The organism is Tardiphaga sp. P9-11 (genome assembly GCF_008329525.1).
In the GTDB taxonomy this organism is placed as follows: domain Bacteria; phylum Pseudomonadota; class Alphaproteobacteria; order Rhizobiales; family Xanthobacteraceae; genus Tardiphaga.
The window spans coordinates 205,753-227,604 of record NZ_NPKQ01000004.1 but is presented as its reverse complement, the minus strand read 5'-3'; the positions used below and the strand labels follow the sequence as shown (position 1 = coordinate 227,604).

General features: G+C 61.0%; 23 protein-coding genes. 4 read left to right on the top strand and 19 right to left on the bottom strand.

Going from position 1 to position 21,852, the window contains the following annotated elements; all coding sequences use genetic code 11:
- Nucleotides 1-219: 219 nt before the first annotated feature.
- Nucleotides 220-846 (bottom strand): glutathione S-transferase family protein, encoded by a 627-nt coding sequence (locus CIW50_RS16460; protein ID WP_149532292.1) that lies wholly within the window; start codon nucleotides 844-846, stop codon nucleotides 220-222.
- A gap of 243 nt (nucleotides 847-1,089) precedes the next feature.
- Here CIW50_RS16460 and CIW50_RS16455 point away from each other — a divergent pair, with 243 nt between their 5' ends.
- Nucleotides 1,090-1,458: a nuclear transport factor 2 family protein gene (locus CIW50_RS16455; protein ID WP_149532291.1), complete on the top strand. Its 369-nt coding sequence runs from the start codon at nucleotides 1,090-1,092 to the stop codon at nucleotides 1,456-1,458.
- 870 nt (nucleotides 1,459-2,328) lie between these two features.
- Here the strand turns inward: CIW50_RS16455 and CIW50_RS16450 are convergent.
- The 5 genes from CIW50_RS16450 to CIW50_RS16430 form a co-directional block, all read right to left on the bottom strand.
- Nucleotides 2,329-2,550: a hypothetical protein gene (locus CIW50_RS16450; protein WP_149532290.1), complete on the bottom strand. Its 222-nt coding sequence runs from the start codon at nucleotides 2,548-2,550 to the stop codon at nucleotides 2,329-2,331.
- A gap of 42 nt (nucleotides 2,551-2,592) precedes the next feature.
- A complete protein-coding gene (locus CIW50_RS16445) occupies nucleotides 2,593-2,823 on the bottom strand; it encodes a hypothetical protein (RefSeq protein WP_149532289.1) in 231 nt (76 codons plus the stop codon).
- Nucleotides 2,824-3,098: 275 nt separating this feature from the next.
- Nucleotides 3,099-3,611 (bottom strand): transcriptional regulator LdtR, encoded by a 513-nt coding sequence (gene ldtR / locus CIW50_RS16440; RefSeq protein ID WP_149532288.1) that lies wholly within the window; start codon nucleotides 3,609-3,611, stop codon nucleotides 3,099-3,101.
- 339 nt (nucleotides 3,612-3,950) lie between these two features.
- A complete protein-coding gene (locus CIW50_RS16435; protein ID WP_149532287.1) occupies nucleotides 3,951-5,519 on the bottom strand; it encodes an AMP-binding protein in 1,569 nt (522 codons plus the stop codon).
- Between the two features lie 52 nt (nucleotides 5,520-5,571).
- The gene (locus tag CIW50_RS16430; RefSeq protein WP_149532286.1) at nucleotides 5,572-6,051 is read right to left on the bottom strand and encodes a DUF6163 family protein; all 480 of its coding nucleotides are present in this window, start codon (nucleotides 6,049-6,051) and stop codon (nucleotides 5,572-5,574) included.
- A gap of 230 nt (nucleotides 6,052-6,281) precedes the next feature.
- Here CIW50_RS16430 and hemB point away from each other — a divergent pair, with 230 nt between their 5' ends.
- The 3 genes from hemB (at nucleotide 6,282) to CIW50_RS16415 (ending at nucleotide 8,924) form a co-directional block, all read left to right on the top strand.
- On the top strand, nucleotides 6,282-7,340 hold the full coding sequence (gene hemB / locus CIW50_RS16425; protein WP_149532285.1) for a porphobilinogen synthase: 1,059 nt from the start codon (nucleotides 6,282-6,284) through the stop codon (nucleotides 7,338-7,340).
- 126 nt (nucleotides 7,341-7,466) lie between these two features.
- Nucleotides 7,467-8,048, top strand: coding sequence for an RDD family protein (locus CIW50_RS16420; RefSeq protein ID WP_149532284.1), 582 nt, complete (start codon nucleotides 7,467-7,469; stop codon nucleotides 8,046-8,048).
- A 99-nt stretch (nucleotides 8,049-8,147) separates the two neighbouring features.
- A complete protein-coding gene (locus CIW50_RS16415) occupies nucleotides 8,148-8,924 on the top strand; it encodes an arginyltransferase (protein WP_149532283.1) in 777 nt (258 codons plus the stop codon).
- On the opposite strand, the gene CIW50_RS16410 is transcribed toward CIW50_RS16415, so the two are convergent.
- The 13 genes from CIW50_RS16410 to CIW50_RS16350 all read right to left on the bottom strand — a co-directional run bounded on the left by CIW50_RS16410 (nucleotide 8,921) and on the right by CIW50_RS16350 (nucleotide 21,822).
- Nucleotides 8,921-10,306 carry an Nramp family divalent metal transporter gene (locus CIW50_RS16410; RefSeq protein ID WP_149532282.1) on the bottom strand — a complete coding sequence of 462 codons (1,386 nt, stop codon included), beginning with the start codon at nucleotides 10,304-10,306 and terminating at the stop codon, nucleotides 8,921-8,923. The genes CIW50_RS16415 and CIW50_RS16410 overlap by 4 nt on opposite strands.
- A gap of 270 nt (nucleotides 10,307-10,576) precedes the next feature.
- Nucleotides 10,577-11,104 (bottom strand): DUF5943 domain-containing protein, encoded by a 528-nt coding sequence (locus CIW50_RS16405; RefSeq protein ID WP_149532281.1) that lies wholly within the window; start codon nucleotides 11,102-11,104, stop codon nucleotides 10,577-10,579.
- A 1-nt stretch (nucleotide 11,105) separates the two neighbouring features.
- Complete coding sequence (locus CIW50_RS16400; protein WP_149532280.1) at nucleotides 11,106-12,083, bottom strand: dipeptidase; 978 nt, start codon at nucleotides 12,081-12,083, stop codon at nucleotides 11,106-11,108.
- Between the two features lie 76 nt (nucleotides 12,084-12,159).
- A complete protein-coding gene (locus CIW50_RS16395) occupies nucleotides 12,160-12,879 on the bottom strand; it encodes an ABC transporter ATP-binding protein (protein WP_149532279.1) in 720 nt (239 codons plus the stop codon).
- Nucleotides 12,876-13,664 carry an ABC transporter ATP-binding protein gene (locus CIW50_RS16390; RefSeq protein ID WP_149532278.1) on the bottom strand — a complete coding sequence of 263 codons (789 nt, stop codon included), beginning with the start codon at nucleotides 13,662-13,664 and terminating at the stop codon, nucleotides 12,876-12,878. The genes CIW50_RS16395 and CIW50_RS16390 overlap by 4 nt, the downstream gene beginning before the upstream one ends.
- On the bottom strand, nucleotides 13,661-14,827 hold the full coding sequence (locus tag CIW50_RS16385; protein ID WP_149532277.1) for a branched-chain amino acid ABC transporter permease: 1,167 nt from the start codon (nucleotides 14,825-14,827) through the stop codon (nucleotides 13,661-13,663). Before CIW50_RS16385 ends, CIW50_RS16390 begins: the two co-directional genes overlap by 4 nt.
- The gene (locus CIW50_RS16380; protein ID WP_068737795.1) at nucleotides 14,824-15,735 is read right to left on the bottom strand and encodes a branched-chain amino acid ABC transporter permease; all 912 of its coding nucleotides are present in this window, start codon (nucleotides 15,733-15,735) and stop codon (nucleotides 14,824-14,826) included. Before CIW50_RS16380 ends, CIW50_RS16385 begins: the two co-directional genes overlap by 4 nt.
- A 22-nt stretch (nucleotides 15,736-15,757) precedes the next feature.
- Nucleotides 15,758-16,942 (bottom strand): branched-chain amino acid ABC transporter substrate-binding protein, encoded by a 1,185-nt coding sequence (locus CIW50_RS16375; RefSeq protein ID WP_149532276.1) that lies wholly within the window; start codon nucleotides 16,940-16,942, stop codon nucleotides 15,758-15,760.
- Nucleotides 16,943-17,219: 277 nt separating this feature from the next.
- On the bottom strand, nucleotides 17,220-18,071 hold the full coding sequence (gene purU / locus CIW50_RS16370) for a formyltetrahydrofolate deformylase (RefSeq protein ID WP_149532275.1): 852 nt from the start codon (nucleotides 18,069-18,071) through the stop codon (nucleotides 17,220-17,222).
- A gap of 101 nt (nucleotides 18,072-18,172) precedes the next feature.
- Nucleotides 18,173-18,580, bottom strand: coding sequence for a dihydroneopterin aldolase (gene folB, locus CIW50_RS16365; protein WP_149532514.1), 408 nt, complete (start codon nucleotides 18,578-18,580; stop codon nucleotides 18,173-18,175).
- Nucleotides 18,581-18,592: 12 nt separating this feature from the next.
- Nucleotides 18,593-19,882, bottom strand: coding sequence for a serine hydroxymethyltransferase (gene glyA, locus CIW50_RS16360; protein WP_149532274.1), 1,290 nt, complete (start codon nucleotides 19,880-19,882; stop codon nucleotides 18,593-18,595).
- Between the two features lie 9 nt (nucleotides 19,883-19,891).
- The gene (locus CIW50_RS16355; RefSeq protein ID WP_149532273.1) at nucleotides 19,892-21,265 is read right to left on the bottom strand and encodes an L-serine ammonia-lyase; all 1,374 of its coding nucleotides are present in this window, start codon (nucleotides 21,263-21,265) and stop codon (nucleotides 19,892-19,894) included.
- 29 nt (nucleotides 21,266-21,294) lie between these two features.
- The gene (locus CIW50_RS16350) at nucleotides 21,295-21,822 is read right to left on the bottom strand and encodes a sarcosine oxidase subunit gamma (protein WP_172980352.1); all 528 of its coding nucleotides are present in this window, start codon (nucleotides 21,820-21,822) and stop codon (nucleotides 21,295-21,297) included.
- Nucleotides 21,823-21,852 lie beyond the last annotated feature (30 nt).

The window sequence follows — 21,852 nt, the reverse complement described above, 5'->3', positions numbered from 1 at the left end:
TTCATTCAGCGTGCGGACGGTCACGAGTGGCGATCAGGAAACGGTTCCCCGAATACCATATCTGGCTGGCGGGGCCAAGGTTTTGCGCTTCAGGGCGCGATATTTAGGCAGCGCGGTAAATGCGGCGATTGCACAAGCCGATCGGGCTTTCACCGTCATTCCGGGCTCATGCCGACCGCTTCGCGGTCCGGCCTGCCCCAGAATGACAATCCGTATCTCCTATTTCGCCAGCCGGTATGCCCCGCCCTTCTCGACGCTGCGCTGGAACGCCGAGCGGGCATGCATCCGGCCGATCCAGGCGGCCAGATCGGGATATGCCGCCAACCGATTGAAGCTGCCGGCGACCTCGGCCACGAAGCTCATCTGGATGTCTGCGCCGGTCAGGCTGTCGCCGACGAAGAACGCGCGGCCCTGCAGCGCCCGGTCGGCATGACCGAGATGCCGGGCCATTTCACCGTCGATCCGCGGCTGCAGCGGTGCGCCGGCCTCCTTCAGGCGAGACACGTAGAGATTGAGCATCAGCGGCAACATCGCCGAGCCCTCGGCGTAATGCAGCCATTCCAGATAGGCCTCATATTCCGGAGTGCCCTCCGCGGGCCGCATCGCGCCCTTGCCATAACGGCGGATGACGTAGTCGACGACCGCCGCGGATTCCGCGATGGTCACATCGCCATCGACGATCACAGGCGACTTGCCGAGCGGATGCACGGCCTCCAGTTCCGGCGGCGCCAGCCGCGTCTGTGCATCGCGCTGATAGGTCTTCAGATCGTAGGGCGCGCCGAGCTCTTCCAGCAGCCAGATGATCCGCTGCGAGCGGGAGTCGTTTAGATGATGAAGCGTGAGCATCGGCGTTTCCTTGTGTTGTTCGTTGGCCCGATCTGCAGACCGTCGGCGTGAGAGAAGTCTTCGAGGATTATTATTCGGAAGGCCCATCGATTGCGATGATACAGCGAACGAGAAAATCTTCGGGGCCTTTTTCCGTGCTAGTTTGCCGGAAAGGCCACTGACTGAAATTGTGGAGAGGTTCGGCTCCCTTCCCCTCTGCACCAAGCCAAGCCGCCAACCTGAGGCCTATCGCAGGAGGTTGAGATGGACGATGTACGGGCCGCCCTGGAGCGTCATTGGACAGCATCGGACGCGAACGATTTCGATATCGAACACGACATCTACCATGAGGATGCGATGCTTTATTATCCCCAATCGGGGGAACGCATCCGCGGTCGGCACAACATTCAGATGAGCCGACTTGTCCAGCCGAATGAGAAACGTTTTACGGTTCGGCGGATTATCGGCAACGGCGAATTATGGGTCACCGAATTCATCCTGACCTATGACGGTGTACCATCCTACGCGGTGAGCGTCATGGAGTTCCGCGACGGACGGGTGGCCAACGAAACGCAGTATTTCGCCGATCGGTTTGAACCTGCAGTCTCGCGCACGCATCTTGTCGAGCGATAGTTCGAGGCCATAGAACCGCGAAGCGATCGGCATGAGCCCGGCATCCCGATGTGCTTGCCTCCGCCGTCATTCCGGGGCGCGCGAAGCCGCTGCAGTGCGCCCCCGGGATCTCGGAGTGTTTGTCGCTGTCTGGAGATTCCCATGTCGAGATTCCGGGTTAACGCCCGGCAAGTGCCGGCCACGCCCAGAATGACGACCCTGGAGCAATCGAGGTTCCCTCAGATATTTTTCCTAATCTTCCGTTGACAATATCCCTTACTTGATTATATTCTCCTTCGTCCAGCCCCGATGAGAGGGGCGAGCGCGATCGTCACGTTCGCGGGGCTGGATGCGGTGGACGCCGGAGATGCGGCGTCACGCGGTTCATGGGGGACGTCTGTCTTCGGGCAGGACGGATCTGCGCCAGCACTGCCACTGGCAAGGAGACGACCGACCTTCGGATGGCCAGACCCCTGGACGGTGTGACGGACGACCAAGTCAAAACGTATCCGGCCTATTCGCTTGAGGCTCCCTTCCCATCGCCTTGGGACTTTAATTCGCGATCGGAGCGTTCGTCGAGGCAAAGTGCAAGCAACCGAAAAAACACCGCAGGCGGAACGCTGGGCAATCGCTCGGCGCCTCCGAAAGTCCTGATGCACTCAATTTGCGGAAGACCGCATCGGCATCAGGCCCAAGGGTGCATCGGGCACCCGGCGTTCCGCACGCCCTCTCACAAGGGGGCGGGAATGCAAGACACGACGGCGCCCCCGCGCCGCAAATAATAGGGGTGATGACGCATGTCTGAAGGGCAGTGGCTGTTTGAAATTTGAATCTGACAAAGCCTTGAATAAGGCGCCAGCGCGTAAACGCCGTGCTATTGCGCCTACTCCCTCAAAGCCCGGTAAATCCAGCCTTCACCGGATCATTACTCCCATCAAGCTCACGCAGATAGGTCAGCCCAAATACCGTCAGCCGATGCGGATCGGTCTCGCCGCCATCGAACAGCGACTGCACATAGTCGGTCAGCTTGGTGCGGGCTTCGTCCGATGCCGCCTGGGTGCGGCTCGTCATCAGGTTATAAGTGTGCATGATGCGGTCGATGGCAGTCTGCATGTCGTCGTTTTCCCTATTGGACATCAGAAAATAGGAAACAGGCTACGTCGCGTGAGGCTGAGCAGCCTGGAATTGCGCGATCGCTCTATTTGCTAGGCGCAGCTTGTTGCTCTCGCCGCGATGAAACATCCGAACGATGATTTCCAGCAGTCGATCATTGGTGAGATAGGTATCGGGGATCGCGCCGGACTTACGCAGGTAGTTCGCAGCGATGGCATAGGCCTCGCCCACCGCCTCGACATTCATCACCTTCAGACCGCGTTCGACCAACATGGCTTGATCCCTTCTGACAAAGCGATAAGCGGCGAGAGGGAACTTGGTTCCATCGCGGGAGAGAATTTCGAGGACCGGAAAAGCAAATCGGCCCGCCGTTTCCAGCAAGGCCGATTGAGGTCGAAACATCCGCCGTTGGCCGGCGTGTTATTGATCAAGGCAACATGGAAGGGAGACGCATGACCGGCCTTGATGGCCGGAACATCTTGCGGGGGTGCATTCCCCGCATGTGCGCCTTCACGTCTCCCTTCAGAATTCTCCGATCTTTCAAATTCTCAGAGGCGATACAGGATCTGGTCGGTCCAGAAGCGCTCGAGGCGATGCAGCGACTTGTTGAGGGTCGCGAATTCCTCGTTGGAGATGCCGCCGACCTGCTCGACCGTCTTGACGTGCTTCTGATACAGCGCGTCGACGATGTGGCGGATTTCCTGGCCCTGCGACGTGAGACGAATGCGAACCGAGCGACGATCGACGCGCGAACGCTGATGATCGAGGAAGCCGAGTTCGACGAGCTTCTTCAGGTTATAGGACACGTTGGAGCCGAGATAGTAACCGCGGGTGCGCAGCTCGCCGGCGGTCAATTCCTTGTCGCCGATGTTATAGAGCAGCAGAGCCTGCACCGAATTGATATCAGCGCGACCGCGACGATCGAATTCGTCCTTGATGACGTCGAGCAGGCGGCGATGCAGACGCTCCACCAACGTCAAGGCTTCCAGATAAAGCGGCTGAACCGGCGCCTGGCCCGGAACGAGATCGACGCTTTCCACCGTCGCAACGGTCTTCATCATGACACTACCCCTGTTGTCGTTTTTATCGACTTATTCGACGAAACTTGTGTTCCGCCTGATAGGGCCAACTTAAGGGGGAGCGTTTGAAGAACCGCTTAAATAAGACAATAAAGAGATCATGAATTTGAGACAGTGAATCTGAGATTAAGCCGGTGAAACAAGGGGTTTTCGCAAGGTTTGATTCACGCTGCGAAGCCCATGTTCCAGCTTTGTCCTCCCGATCTGTCGCATAGCGAAACAGCTTGCGTAAAATTCGAAACACTCGCGTAAGGTTCGTAACCGGCGCGTTAGGGTGACCGAAGTCTTACCGCCAGTGCCCCGAAAATTAATTCGACAATTTTACGCAACGCCGCGCGTTCGTCCTTCCCAATATGGGGAGCGCAATGCCTTGCGATCGATCTTGCCGAGGCCCGTCACGGGGATTTCGGCGACGAAATCGATGGTTTTCGGCGACCACGGCGCGCCGCGCTTGTCTTTCACATACGCCTGCAGTTCCTCCGCGGAATTATTCGCGCCGGCTTTCAGCACGACAAAGGCTTTCACCGCCTCGCCCCACTTCGCATCGGGAATGCCGATCACAGCTGCGGACGCGACCGAGTGATGCGCCATCAACGCATCCTCGACCTCGCGCGGATAGATGTTGAAGCCGCCGGAGATGATCATGTCCTTGGTGCGATCGACGATATAGAAGAAGCCGTCAGCATCCTTCACCGCGACATCGCCGGTGTGCAGCCAGCCACCACGGAACGCCTCTTCGGTGGCATCGGGCCGCTTCCAGTAACCATCCATCACCAGCGAGCCGCGCACGCAGATCTCGCCAGGCTCCCCTGTCGCCACTTCGCGCATATCGGCATCGAACAGTTTCACCTCGACCATCGGATTGGCGCGGCCGCAGGACCCGAGACGACCGGGCTTTGAGTCGTCGTGATCGATCTTGCGCATGGTGGTGATGATCTGCGGCGCTTCGGTCTGGCCGTAGAGTTGCACGAACACATTGCCGAAAATGCCGACGCCCTCGCGCAACCGGTCCGGCGACATCGGCGCCGCGCCATAGACGATCATCTGCAATGACGACATGTCGTATCTGGCGCGCAGCTCCGGCGCGTCGATCAGCGCGTAAATGAGCGTCGGCACCAGGAAGGTCGCTGTGATCTTCTCCTCGTGCACCACGCGGCAATAGGTCTCCGCATCGAAACCCTGCACCAGCCGCGCGAAGCCGCCGCGCAACATTACCGGAAACAGCGTGATGCCCGCAGCGTGGCTGATCGGCGTCGCGGCGAGATAGCGGATATCGGCGGGCCAGTCCCAATCCGCATAGATCGCCAGCGCCATCGCCACCAGCACGCGATGCGGCAGCATCACCCCCTTGGAGCGGCCCGTGGTGCCGCCCGTGTAAGCGAGCCAGCAGATATCGTCGACGCTGCTCTCGTCCACCAGCGGCGCCGGCGTCGCATTGGGCAGTTCGGCCAGCAGGTCGCGCGCACCGTCGAGCGCGCCGAAGGACAGCAGGTGTTTCAGGCCCGGCACACGGCTGCGCAGCGCAAGGCCACGCGCGGCGAACTTGCCGGCCTCCACGATCAGCGCGGAAATCTCGGCGTCTTCGAGAATGAAGGCGTGATCGTCCTCGGCGGCCATGGGATGCAGCGGCGTGTAGCGCAGGCCCATCACGGTGGCGGCGGAAATCGCAGCCCAGCTCTCGGCGCGGTTGCCGGACAGGATCGAGAGCGCATCGCCCTTCCTGAGGCCGAGGCTGCGGAACAGGCTGATGAAACGCGCGACCACGTCGCCGAATTCACGATAGCTCCAGCGGACATTTCCGTCCGCGAGCGCAGGCTGGTCGCCGTAGCGGGCAATGGCACTGACGACGAGACTACCGGCTGTGCCGCCGGAATAAAGCTGGTTCAACATGACCTCCCTGAATGCAGGGCCTTCTGCGAGGCCTCTGCTTGATGTGTTGAGCCTATGGCGGCCGCTCGCGCGCCGCCATCCATGCCAGCGCAAGGTAGCCTGCGAGAAACGCAGCCTGCACGCCGACGATCAGGAGATTGCCGCCATAGATGGTGGGAAACATCAGCTCGATGACCGCCATGGACACCACGGTCGTCAGCCAGACGACCGCGCCCCACGGCGTCGCGAGCCAGAGGCCGACGGCGCTGACCAGCTCGATGACGGCGAAATAGATCGTGGCGGTCTGCCAGGCCATGGTCTGGACCTCGAAGGCGTCGTCCTCAGTGCCGACGAAGCCCGTGACCTGTGCCCAGTGATAGAGGCCCTGCATCATCGAGACGACGGCCATCACGCGCAGGAACAGCACCAGCCGCCGGGTCCAGATGTTTTCGTCGGATTCGATGCGGCCGGACGAGATCGCCGCAACCGACATGGCGTGGTCTCGCGACGTGGGCTCTCTCGATCCGAGGTCGCGCGGCATCTGCTCAGACATGCGAATGCGATCTCGGAAGTGGGACCTGAAAGTTCAAACGATGGTCTGGATGATTCATGGGGGCTTTTTGTGGGCCTTCGGGCCTGCAAAATCAATGACCCAGCCCATCACGTCATGCGCGCATGACGTGCATGATCGCGGTGACGCGGCGATGTCGAAGTGCTAGACTTGAAACAGGTCGAATTTAAGGGGCTTTCAACCTCACGAAGGCCCGCGGGAGAGACGGTATTATGGCAATCAAGTTCGGGCGTCCCATCGAATTGCGCGATGCCCCCCGCCCGGCCGCTTATGACGCCCCCTCCCTCGGCCTGACCACCCGCCCCCGCCGTAACCGCAAGTCCGAATGGGCCCGCCGGCTGGTCCGCGAAAACGTGCTGACGACCGATGACCTGATCTGGCCGCTCTTCGTGATCGATGGCGACAACCAGCGCGCGGCCATCGCCTCGATGCCCGGCGTGGAACGGCTGAGCGTTGATCAGGCGGTGCGTGATGCCGAGCGCGCCATGAAGCTGGACATCCCCTGCATCGCGCTATTCCCCTATACCGACCCGTCGCTGCGCGACGAGATGGGCACTGAGGCCTGCAACGCCAACAATCTGGTTTGCCAGTCCGTGCGCGCCATCAAGAAGGAATTCCCGGATCTCGGCGTGCTCTGCGACGTGGCACTCGACCCGTTCACCAGCCATGGACATGACGGGTTGATCCAGGATGGCAAGATCCTCAACGACGAGACGGTCGCCGTACTGATCCAGCAGGCGCTGGTCCAGGCCGAGGCCGGCTGCGATATCATTGCGCCATCGGACATGATGGACGGCCGGGTCGGCGCGATCCGCGAAGCGCTCGACGACGCCGGATTCCTGGACGTGCAGATCATGGCCTATGCCGCGAAATATGCCTCTGCCTTCTACGGCCCGTTCCGCGACGCCATCGGCTCGGCCAAGACGCTGACCGGCGACAAGCGCACCTATCAGATGGACTCGGCCAATTCCGACGAGGCGCTCCGCGAAGTCGAACTCGATCTGGCCGAAGGCGCCGACATGGTCATGGTCAAGCCGGGCATGCCCTATCTCGACATCATCCGCCGCGTGAAGGACACCTTTGCGGTGCCGACTTTCGCCTATCAGGTGTCCGGCGAATACGCGATGATCATGGCCGCCGCCAACAACGGCTGGATCGACGGCGACCGCGCCATCATGGAAAGCCTGCTCGGCTTCAAGCGCGCCGGCGCCGATGGCGTGCTGACCTATTTCGCGCCGCACGCCGCTGAACGCATCAAGGCATCGCGCTGAGCGCATCCGCGCTCAAGCCTCGCCTGATCTGCATCATGGACAGTCTGTAACGATTCCGCGCACTTGTTGCGCGGTCCGGTGATATCCATGTGATGCATCGTGAGGATGCAAACGGAGGGATGCGTCATGTCTGACACCGGTTCGAATGCTGGCGGCCCCAACAACGGAAGCTGGCAAGGCGACACTTGGCGCAGTGCCGGGACACCGCCGCGCGCCCATGCCTTCGATCCCTATGCGCAGCCCGATCTGTTCCGTGGCGTGATGATGCGGCGCATTGTCGCCTTTCTGATCGATCTCGTGGTGCTGTCGATTCCGATCGTGCTGGCCTGGGTTTTCATTCTTCTGTTCGGCGTCGTCACCCTCGGCCTCGGCTGGGCGTTGTTCTGGCTGGTCTCGCCGGCGACAGTGATCTGGCCGGTGGTCTATTACGGCATGTCGCTGGGCGGTCCGCATTCGGCCACCGTTGGCATGCGGATGATGGATCTGCAGATGCGCACCTTCAGCGGCACACCAGGGTACTTCGTGCTTGGCGCCGCACACGCGGTCCTGTTCTGGGCCTCGGTGTCGCTACTCACGCCGCTGGTGCTGGTGGTCGGCCTGCTCAACGGCCGTCGTCAGCTGCTGCATGACCTCGTGCTGGGAACCGTGGTTGTGAACAACTCCGTGGTTCGTGCCGCTTACGCCCAGCCGCCCGGCCGCGCCTACTAACAGCCACAAATGACGCCAACCTGGCCGGGCAAAGCGATTGACCGTTTGCCCGGCCGGCGCGATGCTATGCCAAACTGCTTCGGAGACTGACGGCAACCCGTGACCCAGCACTCCCGCGACACTCCGCAATTTTACCTGACGGCGCCGTCGCCCTGCCCCTACCTGCCGGGCCGGCACGAACGGAAGGTTTTCACCCATCTGGTCGGCGACAAGGCCGGCGATCTCAACGACCTGCTCACCCATGGCGGCTTCCGGCGCAGCCAGTCGATCGCCTATCGCCCCGCCTGCGACCAGTGCCGCGCCTGCGTCTCCGTCCGCGTCATCGCCAATGAATTCAAGCCGTCGCGTAACTTCCGCAAGATCATGGCGCGCAACGCCGACGTGATCGGCGAGCAACGCAACGCCGTGCCGACCTCGGAACAGTATTCCGTCTTCCGCGCCTATCTCGACCAGCGCCATCGCCACGGCGGCATGGCCGACATGACCGTGCTCGACTACGCCATGATGGTGGAAGACAGCCACGTCGAAACCCGCATCATCGAATATCGCCGCCGTGGCGCTGACACCGGCATTACCGGCCGCGGCGAGGACCTGCTCGCAGTCGCGCTGACCGACGTACTGAGCGACGGGCTGTCGATGGTGTATTCGTTCTTCGAGCCCGGTGAGGAAAGCCGCTCGCTCGGCACCTTCATGATCCTCGATCACATCGCGCGCGCCAGGCGGCTCGGCCTCCCTTACGTCTATCTTGGCTACTGGATCGAAGGCTCCAAGAAGATGGATTACAAGGGCCGCTACCTGCCGCAGCAGCGGCTGGCGCCGTCAGGATGGTTGCGCGTGGACGCGACGGGCGAGACGATGCCCGAACCGCAGGACTAGCGGCCCGCGAAGAAATCCACCACCAGCTTCGCATTCAGCGCGATGATGACGACCGCCGTTATCGCAGCAAGCGCTGTAATCCAGCGCGGCGCAACGAACGGTCCCATCTTGCTGCGGCTCGCCGTAAACAGTACCAGCGGCACCACGGCGAATGGCAGTTGCAGGCTCAGCACGACCTGACTGAGGATCAAGAGCTGCCCGGTCCCCTTCTCGCCATACCAGATCGTGACAATGACGGCCGGCACAATGGCAATCATCCGCGTGATCATGCGGCGCAGCCACGGCGCGACGCGCAGATTGATGAAGCCTTCCATCACGATCTGGCCCGCCAGTGTTGCCGTGATCGTCGAGTTCAGACCACAACACAGAAGCGCGATGGCAAACAAGGTCGGTGCGAGGCTTGAGCCCAGCAAGGGCGCCAGAAACGCGTGCGCCTGATCGAGTTCGGCGACGTCGGTCCTGCCGGTCTTGTTGAATGTCGCAGCCGCCAGGATCAGGATCGACGCATTGATGGTGAGCGCCAGACAAAGCGCGATGGTGGAATCGATTGTCGAGAGCTTGATCGCCTCTTTCTTCTCCGCGACACTGTCGCCATAGCCGCGGGTCTGCACTAGACCGGAATGCAGATAAAGATTATGCGGCATTACAGTTGCGCCGAGGATACCGAGCGCCAGGAAGAGCATTTCCTTGTTGGCGACGATCTCGGTCGTCGGCGCAAAACCGCGGATCACCGCGCCCCAATCGGGATCGGCCATGGCAATCTGGATCGCAAAACACGCCGCGATGACGCCAAGCAGCGCCACCACGAAGGCCTCGATCCAGCGAAAGCCAAACGCCTGCAAAGCCAAAATCAGGAATACGTCGAGCGCCGTGATGATGACGCCGATCTCAAGCGGAATACCGAACAGCAGGTTGAGGCCGATAGCGGTGCCGATGACTTCGGCCAAATCCGTCGCAGTGATCGCAATCTCCGCCGACAGCCACAACACCCATGATACCGCGCGTGGATAGGAATCGCGGCAGGCCTGCGCCAGATCGCGCCCCGCACCCACGCCAAGACGCGCGCAGAGCGACTGCAGCACGATGGCCATCAGATTGGAGACCAGCGCCACCGTCAGCAGCGCATAACCGAACTTCGAGCCGCCGGCGAGCGACGTCGCCCAGTTGCCAGGGTCCATATAGCCAACCGCGACCAGATAGCCCGGTCCGAGAAACGCCAGCAGCTTGCGCCAGAACGAGCCGTTTTTGACCGTCCGGATCGTGCCGAACATGCCCGCGAGCGACGGATCTCCTCGGCTCGTGCGCCAGCCCGGCTGATCCACGGAGTCGTTTACGGTCGTCACAAGCGGCTCGGCGGTAATGGCGGGCGATTTGGCATCCATTGCGCCAAGATGGCCGATATTCGAGCTTATTGCAACTCATTTGCAAGTGCATCTGGAGCCCGTTTAAGCGCTGCTCAGTCCCGTTGGTGGAACGGCTCCCAATTGATGTCTCTGCCTGCGCTATTCTGGCTGGCGCGCCGAGCAGACCGAGGCGATAGCCAAAATTGTGCGGCCATAGTGACCTTGCTCCGTGAACACCCGCCCGCTCTGGTTGCCACAGCCAGCGTAGCCGCGTCCTATTACCCTGCCGACGGATCTGGCCTGCGTAAACTAGGCGGGCTCAACCTTGAACAGGCAGTGGTCGTGCTTACCCTCTGCTTCGCAATAGACTTCCTCCGCGCGAAGCGTCAGCTTTCGACCAGCGCTTGCCGCCACGTATTCGAGCGAGCCTTCGAGCCAGGATGCGAACATGTAGCAGACCTTGCGGCCGCTATTCCGGCGCTCGTCATCAACCATCGCCGAATTGCGCAGACGCACCGTCGCAGTCCCCCCTTCCGGAGACACGTCGAGCACGTCGAACTGGCCCCATCCGCGCTGCGTGATGCGGCGCATATAGTGACGGAACACATCGACGCCGGACATGCCGTGGAATTCGGCTTCCTTCTCGCACCAGTAATAGGCCGAGCGATGACCGGCCGGCCGCAGAATGCGCTCCAGCTCCGCAGCTCCCACCGCCGCCTCGATGGCGAAGTGGTTGTTCATGTAGAAGTGCTGCGGCACCAGAATCATATTAGTCGCATCGACCGACCAACGCCCGGTCTGGTCATCGACATTGATGTCAACCTGCGGCTTCCCCATCTCAGGCCCCCCAAACAGTCTTCAGGAGATTGACCCAGTTCTTGCCAATGACGGCCTCGATGCGTGAGGTCTTCCAGCCGCGCTTCTCCATCGCGGCGGTGAGATTCGGCCATTCGCCAATGGTCTTGATACCTTCGGGATTGATGACGTCGCCGAAATTGGTGAGGCGGCGGCCATACCCCTTGTCATGGGTGATCCAGTCGAAGAATTCCTGGCCATAGCCCTGCGTGAAGTCGGTGCCGATGCCAACGCTGTTCTCGCCGCAGATATCGATGACGTATTCGATCGCCTCGACATAATCGTCCACAGTCGATGCCGGACCGCGCTTCAGGAAAGGCGGAAACATCGTGACGCCCACAAAGCCGCCGTGATCGACGATGAAGCGAAGCTGCTCATCGGACTTATTGCGCGGATGCTCCTTCAAACCGGCTGGCAGGCAGTGCGAATAGGCAACCGGCTGCTTGGAGGCGAGAATGACGTCTTCGCTGGTCTTCGATCCCACATGCGACAGGTCGCAAAGGATGCCGAGGCGGTTCATTTCGGCGACGACCTCGCGGCCGAAGTCGGACAGGCCACCGTCCTTGGACTCGTAGCAGCCGGTGCCGACCAGGTTCTGCGTATTATAGGCCATCTGGATGATGCCGACGCCAAGCTCCTTGAACAGACCGAGATAGCCGATCTGATCTTCGATACCCGTGACGTTCTGCCAGCCCAGGATGATGCCGGTCTTGCCTTCTTCCTTGGCCTTCAGGATATCAGCGGTGGTGTAGACCTGCTTGAGGATGTCGTCGTTGTCGGCGAACCAGCGCTTCCACTTGACCACGTTGCGCATGGTGGCTTCGAAGCCTTCCCAGACGCAGCAGGTGCAGTTGGCGGCGGTCAGTCCGCCCTTGCGCATGTCCTCGAAGACCGGACGCCCGAAGTCCGAGATGATCAATCCATCGACGACGATGGCGCTTTCATGAATGGTGGAGGACATGACGTTTCCTTTCAGATGATAGTCTGACTTTTCGTTATTATGCGGCAGCCGTGCCGGCTAGCGACGTTCTTTCTGATCAGTGCGCTCCACCGAAGTAGGCGCTCTGGACTTCCTCGTTCTTTGCCAACATCTCGGATTCACCCTGGACGATGATCTTGCCTTGCGACAGCACATAGCCGTAATGGGCGATGGCGAGGGTCTGGTTGACGTTCTGCTCGACCAGGAGGACGGTCACACCGGTTTCGTTGAGCCGGCGCACGATATTGAAGTTCTCCTGCACAAACAGCGGAGATAGGCCCAACGATGGCTCGTCGATGATCAGAAGCTTGGGATCCGTCATCATTCCGCGGCCGATCGACACCATCGCCTGCTCGCCGCCGGACATAGTGCCGGCAAGCTGCTTGGCGCGCTCTTTCAGGCGCGGAAACACCTCATACACCTTGCCAAGGCGCGCTTTGACTGTCTTCTCCGCATTGACGAGATAGGCGCCAACCCGAAGATTCTCTTCGACCGTCATCTTCGCGAAGATCCGGCGCCCTTCGGGAATGCACGCAATGCCGAGACCGACGATCTCATGCGTGGCCATCTGATCGAGCGTCTTGCCTTCGAAAGCGATGGAGCCCGCACGCGGCGGCGTCAGCCGCAGAATCGAGCGGATCAGCGTCGACTTGCCGGCACCATTGGAGCCGAGGATACAAGTAATCTTGCCCGGCTGCACGTCGATCGAAATGCCGGATAGCACGTCGGCCCGATCATAGGCGGTGAAGATGTTCTCGACTGTGAGATGACCGCTCATGCTTGCCCCAGATAGGCTTCGCGGACCACAGGATCGGCCGCAACGTCACGGAATTTTCCTTCGCAGATCTTCTTGCCGTAGTTCAGCACGACGCAGCGATCGGTGACCCGTTCGATCAAGCCCATTTCGTGCTCAACAATGATGATCGTGAGCCCGCCGAGCGATTTGCGGATGCCGAGAATTTCATCCACCACCTGATCCGTCTCGTCATGGGTCATGCCGGCAGACGGTTCATCGAGCAGCACAAGCTTTGGCTTGCCGATCAACGCGCGGCAGATCTCAACCCTACGCCGATCGATCATGCCGAGCGAGATCGCCGGATCGAACAGTTTGTCCGGCAGCGCGGGATTGAAGACATGCAGCAGTTCGCGGGCTTCCTCCGCGATCTTCCGCGCTTCCGCAGCGAATGATTTCCGCTGCACGATATTGTGCCAGAGGCCATTGTTCAGTGTTCGCTGCGCACCCAGCGCAATATTGTCGAACACCGACAGCGACAGACACAGGCGCGATCGCTGGAACGTGCGCGACAGGCCATAAGACGAGATGTTGTGCGCCTTCTCGCGGGTGATATCGATGCCACCCAGCAAGATCTTGCCGGCACTTGCGGAATAGACGCCGCTGATCACATTGAGGAACGTGGTCTTGCCCGAGCCGTTCGGCCCAATCAGTCCGAGCACTTCGCCATTGTGGACGTCGATATTCAGCTCATTGAGTGCGAACAGGCCGCCGAACCGGACCGTCAGACCGCGACTTTCGAGCAGCACGTTGTTGGACAAACCCGTCATGCGCTTGCCTCCGCGCGCAGTTTACGGACCCGGCGTGCCACCAGACCGTCCGGGCGCATGGTCAGGATCGCGATGACCAGGACGGCGTAGAAGATCAGCCGGTATTCCTGGATGAACTGAAGCTTTTCCGGCAGAAGGACGACGATCAGCGCCGCGGGTAGCACGCCCCAGCGATTGCCGATGCCACCGAGGATCACGATGGACACCATCACCAGCGAGTCACCGAATGTGAAATTCGCGGGCGCGATGAATCCCGTCATTTTCGCATAGACCGCCCCCATCAGACCGGCGAGGAAGTTGCCGATCGTGAATGCCAGCACTTTCCAGTAAGCGATCTTCAGTCCAAAAACGGATGCTGCGGTCTCGTCAAGGCGCACCACATCGAACCAGACACCGACCCATGAGCGGTCCAGCAGTCCGACAAAGATCATCGCCAGCGCCGTCAGAATACCGGTCAGGATCACGTAGTTCACATAGGACGACAGCACGAGGCCGAAGATGTGGATGTCATTGGTGAAGTCCCAGCCGAACAGATTGATGCCGGGAAGCTTCAGACCTTGCGGGCCGCCAAAGAAGTCATTCGCATCGAGAAAGACGTTGAACATCACGCCGAACGCCATGGTCGTCAGCGCGCCGTAGTGTCCGCGGGTGCGTAGCACCGGGAGGATGAGCAGCGAGCCGATGAAGACCGCGACCAAGCCGCCACAGACCAGAACCAGCGCATCGGGCAGACCGCCCTGCTGTCCCAGCATCGCTGCGGTATATCCGCCGGTGCCCGCGAAAGCTGCGGCTGCAAAGTTGGTCAGGCCAGCATAGCCCATCTGCACAGTGAGGCCGAGACAGATGGTCGCGTAGATCAGCACCGTTGCCAGCATAAGCAAGCCGAAATTGTCGTCGCGCAGCACGAAGATGACGGCGAGCGAGGCCACCGTGATCAGGCCGCGCAGCAGCCAGGGATTTTCCGAAGCGGCCACTTCCGTCGCGGCGACGCCTCCGAACCGGGCGGCGCAGAAGCAGAACGCAGCCGTGATCGCCAGTGCGGCGCCGAGCAGTTTCTGGTTTTCGATCAGGACCAGTGCCGTGAGCGCCACTGCGGCGAAGGCCACAGCGACAAACAGCGGCCACACCGGCCCCCGTGCAAGCGTCCGAGAGCTCGGCGTCATACCCGTTCGCTCCCGCGTTCGGCGAGAAGCCCGGTCGGCCGCCAGGTGATGAGGACGATGATCAGCACGAAAGCAAACACGTTCTTGTAGTCGCTCATCGACGGCATTGCAGCGACGACGAAAGTCTGCAGCCCCGCGAACAGATAGCCGCCGATAATCGCGCCCCAGATATTGCCGAGACCACCCACGATCGCAGCCGTGAAGCCGATTACGGCCAACAGCAGGCCCATGCTGTAATTGATCTCGCTGTAATACAGCGCATAGATCATGCCGGCGAAGCCTGCGGTGATAGAGCCCAATGCAAAGGTCAGCGGGATGATGCGACCGAAATTGATCCCCATCACACGTGCCGTTTCGGTGTCTTCGGCCACCGCCCGCATCGCAAGGCCGAATTTGGAGTGGTTGATGATCCAGTAAACGGCGCCGATCGAGGCGGCGCCGGCAATGATCAGAATAATAGCGTCCGTGCGGAAGAACGACGGACCGATATTGAAGCCCCCGGCCGGCAGCAGCTCCGGAAAGCGCTGCGGATTGGTGCCGTTCGGAAAGAACAGCCGGATGGCTTCGCGGATGGCCGTACCGACCATCATCGTCATCAGCAGCATGTTGAGCGGCGGCGCATTGCGCAGCGGCATGATGAGGAAATGCGAAATGCCGGCACCGACCACCGCGGTCAGTGCCATTGCCACGCACAGCGCGACAATGAACTGCAGCGGCACCGACAGTCCCAGCGCGTTCGCCGCCCAGACGGCGACGAGGCCCCCGAAGGCGCCGAGCGTGAGCACGTCCCCGTGCGAGAACTTGATCACGTTCATGACGCCGAAGAAGATGGTGAACCCCATGGCGACGAGGCCATAGATCGTTCCTTGCATCAAACCATTCAGCAGGTGTTGACCGATCATACCCATGGGATGTCCTGACGATCCGCGCTTACGGCAGGTTCTTGAGCTTGCGCTTGCCGGACACGTATTCGCTTTCTTCCCAGACCACCCACTTGCCGTCCTGGACGACGTAACTCGTGGTCAGCGGCGTGATGTTCTGGCCATGGTCGTCGAAGGTGACCGGACCGACGATGGACGGACGATCCTTCACATCGCCAAGGTCGGCGGTGACCTTGGCGCGATCCGGCCCGACCTTCTCGATGGTCTCCATGACCAGGCGGGTGGCGACATAGGCGAACGGTCCGTAAGCTTCCGGCGGTTCGGAATAGCCGGCGGCCTTGTAGGCATCCGAAAACATCTTGCCGCCCGGCATCTTGGACAACGGCGGGCTGTCGAAGAAGGTCAGCGTGCCTTCGGCGAGCTCCGGACCAGCGGCGTTGACGAACGCGTCGCCCATGATACCGGAATTGCCCTCTAACTGCGCGTTGATGCCGAACTTGGCCATTTGCGTGCGGAGGCGCGCACCTAGCGGCGTCAGGCCACCAAAATAGATGACCTCCGGATTGAGCTCCTTGATCTTGGTCAGCTCGGCCGACAGATCCTGCTGATCCGGCGGGACCGAGAAGCTGCCCAGAATTTCACTACCGTTCTCGAGCGTGAACTGGGTGAAGTACTTGTTCATCGACTTGCCGTAGTCCGTGGAGTCGGCGAAGGACACGAACTTCTTGTAACCGCGTGCCTTCATGAACTGCGCGCCGATGCGGTTCTGGCCGATCAGGATGCCGCTGACGCGGTGCACTTCCGGATATTTCTTGGCATAGGTAATTTCGGGCAGCACTGCCGCCCACACGACCATCGGCATCTTGAAGCGATTGAAGATATCGACGGTAGCAATCGCAGTGGCAGAACAGTAATGCGGTATCGCGGCAATGATCGAACGGTCGGACGCGATCTTGGTGACGACCTGCACGCCAACGTTGGGTTTGCACTCGTCGTCAAGCACGACGAGCTCATACTCATATTTGGTGTTGGGTTCGGCATTCATCAGCTTCACGGCCAGTTCGGCCGAGTTGCGTCCGCCAATACCGTGAGGCGAAATAGCGCCGGTCAGTGGACCCACGAATGCGATCTTCACCTTATCCTTGGCGAAGGCCGCGCTGAAGCTGCCAAAGGCCAGTGGCAATACGCTCGCAACGGCCAATGCGGCCAAACCACGCTTGGTAATCGTCCCCATCACTGATCCTCCCAGTTAATCCAGCCTGCGACGCTAGTGGTCCGCGAATACGGCAGATAGGATGCACGCGCGCTGTTGCTTGTAGAATTGCGTCATAACTACCGAATATCGACTGCCTGTTCTTGGTTGGCGGGCCGACAGCTCGTCGAAACCATTTTGCGTAGCAAACACAATGATTTCCGCTGCGCTGCAAAATTCATCGCGAAGATCAAATCTTGGTCTATCCGTGCTCCTCAAACGAGCATTCGTGGCGTCATTGGTCGTCGCATTCCGGGCTCTAGAACACCACCGTCTTGCGTCCATTCAAAAGGACACGACGCTCGAGATGAAGCCGCACGGCGCGCGCCAACACTCGCGACTCGATGTCGCGCCCAACGGCGATGAGATCGTCCGAGGTCGACGCGTGCGTCACCCGTTCGGTCTCCTGTTCGATGATCGGGCCCTCATCGAGATCCGGCGTCGCGTAGTGTGCGGTGGCGCCGATGATCTTGACGCCCCTGTCGTGGGCCTGATGATAGGGCCGCGCGCCCTTGAAGCTCGGCAGGAAGGAGTGGTGGATGTTGATGACGTGACCATAGAGCTTGCTCGACAGGTCGTCCGACAGGATCTGCATGTAACGCGCAAGAATGACGAGATCGGCGCCTTCCTTCAGATACAGCTCGTAGAGCTGCCGCTCCTGCTCCAGCTTGGTCTCGCTGCTGACGGGCCAGTGATAGTATGGGATCCCCGCCTGCTCAGCGATCGCTTCGCAGTCGCGGTGGTTTGACACGATCGCGACGACCTCGGCTTTCAGCCAGTCGACTTTAACCTGGTACAGCAGCTGCTCGAGACAATGGTCCGACTTGGAGACCATGATGATCACCCGGGGACGCGACGCTGCATCGACCAGAACGGCATTCATCTCGAATCGAGACAACACCGGATTGAGCACCGATTCCAGTGTTTTTCTACTGATCGCATCCGGCGTCTCGAAAGCAATGCGCATGAACAGGCGATTGGTCGTCCGGTCCCAGAACTGCGCGCTTTCCAGGATGTTGCTGTCGACATCGGAAACCGCCGTCGTGACGGTCGACACGATGCGCGGACGATCCTGGCAATAGAAGGTCAGGATCCAGTTCTTCTTCGTCATCTTGCTTGTCTCGGTGATGGGCTCGATCGCGTGGCTGCGATCGCTATGGGGGGAAACATGTTGGTGTGGCTGCCGCGCAGCGGTATCCGCGGACGCCTGCATCACGCGGTCCGACCATGCCTGTCGGCGCGGTATCGCGTCAGCCTTATGCCAACGTCTTCGAAGATCGCCGTGATTGGCGCTTGCGGCTTGTGGACAGTGACGCGCACGGCGCTGGCGCGCGCATGAACATCGAGAACCCCGTCGGCGATGGCTGCTGCGGCCCGCTCCAACAGCACATGGCGCGACGCCAGAAATGCCTCAGTCGCGGTGGCGACGACCGACGCATAGTCGATCGTCTGTCCGATGTCGTCCGAACTGGCCGCGTCGGAGAGGTCGACCTGCAAATCGATATCGATCACGAAACGCTGCCCCAGTTGCGCCTCATGCTCCAGCAAGCCGTGGCGCGCGTGAACATTCAGCCCTTGGATGAATATCCCTTCCGCCTGCCCCTCTCCGAAGCGCTCCATCAAGCTGCCTGATCAGGATCGATAGATCGGGAACGACGCAACCAGATCGGCGACGCGGCCACGTGCCTTTGCTTCGACCTCCGGCGCTCCCTCGTCCGGCGCGCTGGAATTCGCATCCAGGACGGCGGCAATGAGCTTGCCGACTTCTTCGAATTCACCGACGCCAAAGCCGCGCGACGTCGCGGCCGGCGAACCGAGCCGGATGCCCGACGTGATGGTCGGCTTCTCCGGATCGAACGGGATACCGTTCTTGTTACAGGTAATGTTCGCCCGCCCGAGCGCCGCCTCGGCGAGCTTGCCGTTCAGGTTCTTCGGCCGGACATCGACCAGCATCAGGTGATTGTCGGTACCGCCGGTGACGATCGGATAACCGGCCTTTGAAAGCGTGTCCGCCAGCGCGCGCGCATTGGCAACGACATTGGCCGCATATTGGCGGAACGAGGGCTGCAGCGCTTCGCCGAACGACACCGCCTTGGCGGCGATGACATGCATCAGTGGCCCGCCCTGCAATCCCGGGAAGATCGCCGAATTGATCTTCTTGGCGATGTCCTCGTCATTGGTCAGGATCAGTCCGCCGCGCGGGCCGCGCAGCGTCTTGTGAGTGGTCGAGGTCACCACATGTGCATGCGGGAACGGCGACGGATGAGCGCCGCCGGCCACAAGACCAGCGAAATGCGCCATATCGACGAACAGATAGGCTCCGACCGCATCCGCGATGTGGCGAAACGCAGCAAAATCCCAGAACCGCGAATAGGCTGAGCCGCCGGCGACGATCACCTTCGGCTTGTGCTCCACTGCCAGCTTCTCAAGCTGCTCCATATCGATGGTGCAGTCGTCGCGGCGAACGCCATAGCTGATGACATTGAACCACTTGCCCGACATGTTCGGCTTGGCGCCATGCGTGAGGTGACCGCCTGCGGCGAGATCGAGACCCATGAAGGTGTCGCCGGGTTTCATCAGCGCCATGAAGACGGCCTGATTGGCCTGGCTCCCCGAATTCGGCTGCACATTGGCATAGCTGCAGCCGAACAGCGTCTTGGCGCGCTCGATCGCCACCTCCTCGACTTCGTCGGCGAAGTGACAGCCGCCATAGTAGCGCCGGCCGGGATAGCCTTCGGCATATTTGTTCGTCAGCACGGAGCCCTGCGCCTGCAGCACCGCACGCGATACGATGTTCTCGGATGCGATCAGTTCGATCTCGTCGCGCTGCCTGCCGAGCTCTCCGGCCAGCGACGACGAGATGGTCGGGTCCGCTTGGGCGAGATCGGTCGTGAAGAATGCCGCGAGTTCAGCTTGAGTCATGGTCTTCCCTCAACACTCTGCCAGATTGACAGCGAGGCCTCCCAGCGAGGTCTCCTTGTATTTCGATTGCATGTCGCGTCCGGTCTCGCGCATCGTCGCGATCACCTTGTCGAGCGGCACCACATGGGTGCCATCGCCCTGCAACGCGAGCGACGCCGCATTGATCGCCTTCACCGCGCCAAACGCGTTACGCTCGATGCATGGTACCTGCACCAGCCCGCCGATCGGATCGCAGGTCATGCCAAGGTGATGCTCCATGCCGATCTCGGCGGCATTCTCGATCTGCTCATTGGTGCCGCCGAGCACGGCCGCGAGCCCCGCCGCCGCCATCGAACAGGCCGAGCCAACCTCGCCCTGGCAGCCGACCTCCGCTCCAGAAATCGACGCGTTCATCTTGAACAGCGCGCCGATCGCTGCGGCCGTCAGCAGGAACACGCGCATGTTTTCAGGTGACGCCTCGCGACAATGGTCGCGGAAATAACGAAGCGTGGCCGGGATGATGCCAGCCGCGCCGTTGGTCGGTGCCGTCACCACCTTGCTACCGGCCGCATTCTCCTCATTGACCGCGATCGCGTACAGGCTGACCCAATCCATTACTTCATGCTGGGTGCGGCTGTTCGAGCTTGCGGCGGCGACAAGACGCCGATGCAGTGAGGGCGCGCGGCGCTTGACGTTCAGCCCGCCCGGCAACTGCCCCTCTTTGGTCATGCCGCGATCGATGCAGTCCATCATCACCTGGATAATGCGATCGAGCCGCTGCTCGATCTCGTCCGCCGGGAGCGACGACATCTCGTTGGCCATGACGATCTGCGCAATCGACAGACCGGTTTTCGCACCGATCTCGAGCAACTGTTTGCCCGACCTGAAAGGATGCGGGACGGGAACGTCTTCGACGATGCCGACGATGCCGACCTGCGCTTCCAGAACGACAAAACCGCCGCCGACGGAACACCAGCGCTCACCGTGAAGAACATGACCGGCCGCATCGAAGGCGGAGAGCGCCAGCGTATTCGGATGGTTCGGCGGCTCGGTCACGCCGTCGAAAACGATGTCATTCACGAAATCGAACGGGACATTGCGCCGCTCGGCCACTCGCAGCGTGCCAGCCGTGCGGGCGCCATCGACCAGCGTCTCTGCTTCTTCCGGATCGATCGTTTCGGGAAACTTGCCGGCAAGCCCGAGAACGACCGCCTTGTCGGTGCCATGGCCACGACCGGTCCAGGCCAGCGAGCCGAACAGCTCGACCTTCACGCGCGCGAGATCCTTCAACAGACCGCGCACCGCAAGCTGGCTGGCAAACAGCGCCGCGGCCTTCATCGGTCCCATCGTATGCGATGACGACGGCCCGATGCCTATCTTGAAGAGATCGAACGTTCCAATCATCGTACGGTCTCCAGGGCGCAGCCGGGCTGCTAGGACAGGTTTCGCGCTTCGTCGAGGAACTGCCAGACATAGGGCGCGAACGAACGCCATACATCCACATGGAACACTTGCTCTTCAGAACGTGACAGCAGAAGTGATGCCTTGCCCAGCACCGTGCGCGTGCACATGCCGACCGGGAACGCCTTGAGGGACAGATCCAGCGGGCAGCCATGGTTCAGCACCAGCGCCGCCGTTGGACCTGCAACCGCGATGCCATCCGAACGATGGCTGACATCCACCAGCGAGCAGGCCTGCGCCTGCAGCGCTGCCGACATCCCCCCGAATACCTCGATCGGATCCTCGTTCACCGCCTGGAACAGCCATTCGTCCGGCCCCAGCCAATGGACCGACCGGCCGCCGACCGCCGCGAAGCGGCAGGCCTCAAGGCTCGGCTTGACGCCAAAATGCGCCCCGGCAGCCTCGATCGCCTCGGTCTTGCCGCGAAACACCAGCTTCGCCGCATCGGGAAGAATCGAGAGCGTCGTGGTGGACGCAGCAGTGGTGCTGGATGACTGCATTGGGGACAACGCGTTCGAACGCATGATCGC